This is a genomic window from Nostoc sp. (assembly GCF_036917315.1).
GTDB lineage: Bacteria > Cyanobacteriota > Cyanobacteriia > Cyanobacteriales > Nostocaceae > Nostoc.
Genome location: NZ_JBALDR010000044.1, coordinates 1 through 5440 on the forward strand (window position 1 = coordinate 1; position 5440 = coordinate 5440).

Genomic DNA, 5440 nt, shown 5'->3' on the forward strand with positions numbered 1-5440 from the left:
AATATTGAGTTCTCAAACTGGGGTTTGAGTTCTCATTTAAGTATATTTAGTACGCAAAAGCTAATATTGAGTTCTCAAACTGGGGTTTGAGTTCTTTTTTGCGTAATTTACTGATTTATTAGTAATTCACAGTGTAATAAAAGCTAATAGAGATTTGCAGGAATTTCCTCAGGCTGATCGATACGGAAGTTTTTTAAAGTAAAGAAGCTTAAATCAGTGAATTCAAGAACTGATAACCAAATAAATAACCGCATTAAAAGGTACATTTTATGGCTAGACTAAAAAGAACTTCCCAAGTGCTAGAAAAAGCAGCACGTCGTGCAGCCAGTATCAGTTCAATCGATCCAAACTTAGATGTGAGTAATGGACTCACTTTATTTGCCTACTCAAGCCTAATTGAGACAATGCGAAATAAAGAAAATACTTACAACACTGCGCTTTCTAACCTAGATAAGATATACCGTGAAATGTTAGAAACAGAGCAGCAGTTGGCAGACATGACAGAACACATACTCATGGGCATTGGGGCTAAATATGGCAAAAGCAGTGTAGAGTATGGTATGGCGGGAGGAGTTCCTAAAAACCAACGCCGCAAGGGATTGCGAGGTGAATCGCCAATTGTTAGTAATGAGCCACCGTCAATAATTGTTGGTGTGAATAACAATGGCAAAGTAAAAGCATAGCGTGTGTTACGGCTTTAGCCTAACGCACCATCTTCACGTCAGCCCCATTAGCAAAAGTGCGATATACGATATGAGAGTATGAATATAAAGCTTTTATCCTGCTATTAGTGTTGCTGTCTTACTCGTCGCGGTAAACCTCTTTACGATGCGCTACTTTCACAACACTAACTAGTAATACATCATCAAAAATATCGTATATAACTCGGTAACTGCCGACTCGGATTCGATAACCATTGTCCGAATCTTCTAGTTTAACAATGCCGTTAGGGCGGGGATTATCAGCTAGATCGTCAATTTTTGTTTGTATCCTTGTCCGTACTTTTATAGGTAATTTTTTAAGTTGTTTAAATGCAGCATTAGAAAATTCAATTTTATATTGATTCACTGTCTAATTCTCGTTTAACTTGCTCCCAAGGAATAGTGCCATTTTTCTTAATATCTTCCCGTTCTTCATGTAAAGCTTTAATATCCTCTTGGTCTTCTGCTTTACGAATGTCTAAAAGTTCTATGACATCCTCTAAAGTATCTTCATAAGCTTGTTCTAATCGCTCATAAATAGCTTTGATTAAAGCTTTTTTTCTCGTTGTAGTTTCCATTTTTATCTCAATTCCAACATATAGTGAGTTTTGCTTCAATAAAGTTACTATAGCCTATCACTATAATTTTACTGTATCAGCCGATCCGATAGCCGTTTAACTGAATAAATGTCCAATTTGTGTAGAAACTTTGCTGGGAATTTAAGTTTTCAATTCAATCCCACAGAAAACAATTTACCAACTTGCGCCAAATCTACATTTCCACCGCTGATGATGACACCAATTCTCGCCTCTGGTGCTGTCACCACACCTTCGAGTAAGGCTGCTGCTGCAAGTACTCCAGTGGGTTCAACGACAATTTTCAAACGTTCCCACAAGAAAAACATGGTGCGAAGAATCGCCTCTTCCGATACCGTCACCATATCATCGACGTAATGCAGCACCAAGGGGAAAGTAATTTTACCAAGGCTAGGAGTCCGCGCGCCATCAGCGATGGTATTAGGATTTTTGACTGTTTGTAAGGTTTTGGTGTGAAAAGAGCGGGTAGCATCATCGCCAAGGGCTGGTTCTACCCCGATTACTTTACAATTGGGTAAAAGTGACTTGGCTGCGATCGCACATCCTGAAAGTAATCCGCCACCGCCACAACAAACTAATAGTAAGTCTAACTCACCAACTTCTTGGATTAATTCTAAAGCAGTTGTTCCCTGTCCGGCGACGACATGAGGATGATCGTAAGGCGGAATGAGTGTCAAAGAGCGCTCATCTGCTAAATTTTGGGCTAATTCTTCTCGGTTTGTTTCTTGGCGATTGTACAAAATTATCTCTGCACCATAACCACGAGTAGCAGTTTGTTTGACAGCCGGAGCATCATCAGGCATGACAATGGTGGTGGGAATATTTAGTAATTGTCCAGCTAAAGCGATCGCTTGGGCATGATTTCCCGACGAATAGGTGAGAACGCCTGTTTGTTTTTCTGCTACCGATAGTTGGGCTAGGGCGTTGTATGCGCCTCTAAATTTAAATGCCCCCGTGCGTTGAAAGTTTTCGCACTTAAAAAACACTTGGCTATTGGTGCGATCGTTAACGATTCTAGATGTTAGTACAGGTGTGCGATGGGCAATCCCTAAAATTCGCTTTTGTGCTGCTTGCACGTCACTTATAGCAACGGAATTAGGTTGTGTCATTGATGACGATATGTAAGAATTCAGGAATAAGGATAGTTAAAAAATCAGCAGAATATTTGATAATAATAAATATACCAAGTATACTAGATTATTTCTAAATTCTGACTCTTGGGTGCTGAATTCTGACGATGAGATTAAATATTCTTGCTCTTGTTTATATAGATACAGATTTTTATATTTGCGTTTAATATCCTGGATTGAAGCATACTCATTTCAGGTGGATAGCATCATTTTTTCAGTATAAAAATAGCTACAGCAGATATTATATATTGCTGTAGCTAAATTTATAAAAGTTAAATAAGAATCCAGAAGTCAGAACGAGCTACGTCCCGCGACGCTAACAGAAGTCAGAATAAATTAGTGGGGAATTTAAACCAATTGAAATTAAATTCTAGCTCCTGACTGCTGAATTCTTCTTGTTAAATTAATTAACTCAAATTCGCCATTTTTTAACATGAATCAAACATCCAAAAGTCGGCAAAAAAGAACTGCTCTAATTACAGGAGCGGCTAGTGGTATAGGTTATCAATTAACCCAGATTTTTGCCCGTCATAATTATAATCTTGTGTTAGTAGATAAGAATGAACAAAAACTTACTGAAATTGTAGATGAATTTACCCAAAAGTTTGGCATTTTTGTCAAAATTTTTGTTAAGGATTTATCTATCCCCACATCCCCAGAAGAAATTTTTACAGAATTACAGCAAGCATCCATTAAGATTGATGTGCTAGTTAACAATGCTGGCTTTGGTACTTATGGAGCATTTAGCGAAACAGACCTCAGCACTGAATTGAAAATGCTTCAGGTAAATATGGTTAGCCTGACTCATTTAACGAAGTTGTTCCTCAAAGATATGGTCGAGCAAAACTATGGAAAAATATTAAATGTGGCCTCGGCGGCTGCTTTTCAACCAGGGCCTTTAATGGCAGTTTATTTTGCTACTAAAGCCTATGTATTATCATTTTCAGAAGCGATCGCGAATGAATTAGAGGGCACAGGTGTCAACGTAACTGTTCTTTGTCCAGGGCCAACAGCATCGGAATTCCAACAAAATGCTGCAATGGAAGATTCAAAGATTGCTAACGTTAACAGAATGATGGATACGGAAACCGTCGCTAGGATTGGTTATCGGGGCTTAATGAAAAACAAAACTGTTGTTGTTCCTGGGATGAGAAATAAGATATTAACTGAAAGCGTCAGATTTACGCCCAGAAATTTAGTCACAAAGGTTGTTAGAAGTATGCACGAACTTCAAAAAAAGAGGTAGTTTGAGATTTTACACTCTTTTCAAGAAGAACCGAACAATAGATTTTTTAGACGAAATAATTTCTTGTTCGGGTTTAAGCATTTGCCAAAAATCAGCTAAGACTTCGCTTTAGGAATTCCAACTAATAAATTACCCATCCCGCAAAAGTACAGTTAGGAATGGCACGCTTGTTAATCGCAAAGCCCTGATATAACAAGATTTTTGAGTGTGGGGAGTGTGGGGAAGTGTGGGGAGGAAGAGGAGAAATTGAATAACTGCATATCAACAAATGCTGCATTGCCTCCCCATCCTCCCACACCTCCCACACCTCCCACACCCTGCCAGCAAGGAGGTTTCAGCTTTTCAAGCGTGCCATTCAGTCTTTTTCTTTGGAAGTCTCTAACTGTACCCTTAAGCGATCGCACCAGAGCATCTTGATTCTGAATTCAACGCCCACCAATACGATCGAATACAGGTGTAGACCAGCGATCGACCAGTTTGCCCAGGACTGACATTTCTTGAACCAAGCGGTCAAATTTCTCAGGGGTGAGAGATTGGGGGCCATCGGATAAAGCTTTTGCGGGATTGGGGTGAACTTCAATCATTAAGCCATCTGTACCAGCTGCGATCGCAGCCATTGCCATTGATGGCACATATTCAGACCTACCAGTACCATGACTGGGATCGATCGTAATCGGTAAATGGGTTAGCGATCGCAACACCGGCAGCACTGATAAATCTAAAGTATTGCGGGCATATTTACCATCAAAGGTTCTAATTCCTCGTTCACAAAGAATCACATTGGGATTTCCAGATGCCATAATATATTCTGCCGCCATCAGCCACTCGTCAATTGTTGCAGACATACCCCGCTTCAACAGCACTGGTTTATCTTGAGCGCCTACCTTTTTCAGCAACGAAAAGTTGTGCATATTTCGCGCTCCGATTTGGATGATGTCAGCTACTCTCGCCACTGCGGATAAATCGGCAGCATCCATTAGTTCTGTGACGATACCCAAACCAGTAGCTTCTCGCGCTGCTGCTAACAAATCTAAAGCGCTTTCACCATAACCTTGAAACGCATAGGGTGAAGTACGGGGTTTATAGGCTCCGCCACGCAAAAACTGTGCCCCAGCTGCCTTCACCCGCTTTGCTGTTTCGACAATCATCGCTTCATTTTCAACAGAACAAGGCCCGGCTATTATTACAATCGGATGATGTTCGCCGAAATAGACACGACCGTTAGGTGTAGGTACAACCACCTCGCTAGCTTCTCCATGTCGGAATTCTCGGCTTACCCGCTTGAAAGGTTGTTGCACTCGTAATACTTGCTCAATCCAAGGGCTAAATTCCTGAACCTGTAATTTATCAATGCTAGTGGTATCACCAATTAGCCCTAGCACAACTTTATGAGTGCCAACACTTTTTTCTACTGTGACTCCCCAAGTCTCACTCAGTTCTTGGCTAATGCGAGTAATTTCCTCAACAGGTGTACCGCTCTTAAGTATGATAATCATCTGTTTTTCCTTCCGTATAGTTAGTTTTTGGGTGTAATACAGTCCGTTCGTTGGGACGCATAGTTAAAAGGGCGATGTTAAAAGGGCGGTTAGAAACCGCGTCTACACAAGCAAAACCCACCTGCGTGGGTTTCAAACCCGCAATTTTTCTTAGTCCGCCTCCGCGGACTTTGCCTGTGTAGCCGCGAATAGAATGAGACTGTTGGCGAATTAAAAGAGGGTGAAACCAAACATCCCATAAAAATGGCAAAGGAATTATGATGAAGCAGAA

Annotated in this window: 8 protein-coding genes; 3 read left to right on the plus strand and 5 right to left on the minus strand. The window is 40.6% G+C overall.

The features are described 5' to 3' along the window. The first annotated feature begins 269 nt into the window (after nucleotides 1–269). Nucleotides 270–683: a hypothetical protein gene (locus tag V7K84_RS19685; RefSeq protein ID WP_334840467.1), complete on the plus strand. Its 414-nt coding sequence runs from the start codon at nucleotides 270–272 to the stop codon at nucleotides 681–683. A gap of 118 nt (nucleotides 684–801) precedes the next feature. On the opposite strand, the gene V7K84_RS19690 is transcribed toward V7K84_RS19685, so the two are convergent. From V7K84_RS19690 to V7K84_RS19700, 3 genes are all read right to left on the minus strand, one after another. Beyond that, nucleotides 802–1068 (minus strand): type II toxin-antitoxin system RelE family toxin, encoded by a 267-nt coding sequence (locus tag V7K84_RS19690; RefSeq protein ID WP_334840468.1) that lies wholly within the window; start codon nucleotides 1066–1068, stop codon nucleotides 802–804. Beyond that, entirely contained in the window at nucleotides 1055–1279 is a 225-nt protein-coding gene (locus V7K84_RS19695) for a hypothetical protein (protein WP_334840469.1), read from the minus strand. The genes V7K84_RS19690 and V7K84_RS19695 overlap by 14 nt, the downstream gene beginning before the upstream one ends. 149 nt (nucleotides 1280–1428) lie before the next feature. Next, a complete protein-coding gene (locus tag V7K84_RS19700) occupies nucleotides 1429–2406 on the minus strand; it encodes a threo-3-hydroxy-L-aspartate ammonia-lyase (protein ID WP_334840470.1) in 978 nt (325 codons plus the stop codon). 454 nt (nucleotides 2407–2860) lie between these two features. On the opposite strand from V7K84_RS19700, the gene V7K84_RS19705 reads away from it, so the two are divergent. Both V7K84_RS19705 and V7K84_RS19710 read left to right on the plus strand, forming a co-directional pair. After that, nucleotides 2861–3673 (plus strand): SDR family NAD(P)-dependent oxidoreductase, encoded by an 813-nt coding sequence (locus tag V7K84_RS19705; RefSeq protein ID WP_334840472.1) that lies wholly within the window; start codon nucleotides 2861–2863, stop codon nucleotides 3671–3673. A 246-nt stretch (nucleotides 3674–3919) separates the two neighbouring features. Further along, nucleotides 3920–4090 carry a hypothetical protein gene (locus V7K84_RS19710; RefSeq protein ID WP_334840473.1) on the plus strand — a complete coding sequence of 57 codons (171 nt, stop codon included), beginning with the start codon at nucleotides 3920–3922 and terminating at the stop codon, nucleotides 4088–4090. Between the two features lie 8 nt (nucleotides 4091–4098). Here the strand turns inward: V7K84_RS19710 and aroF are convergent, their stop codons facing one another. Both aroF and V7K84_RS19720 read right to left on the minus strand, forming a co-directional pair. Then, the gene (aroF, locus tag V7K84_RS19715) at nucleotides 4099–5169 is read right to left on the minus strand and encodes a 3-deoxy-7-phosphoheptulonate synthase (RefSeq protein WP_334840474.1); all 1071 of its coding nucleotides are present in this window, start codon (nucleotides 5167–5169) and stop codon (nucleotides 4099–4101) included. Continuing rightward, on the minus strand, nucleotides 5153–5440 hold a 288-nt coding region (locus V7K84_RS19720; RefSeq protein WP_334840476.1), incomplete at its 5' end, for a hypothetical protein. The genes aroF and V7K84_RS19720, both read right to left, overlap by 17 nt.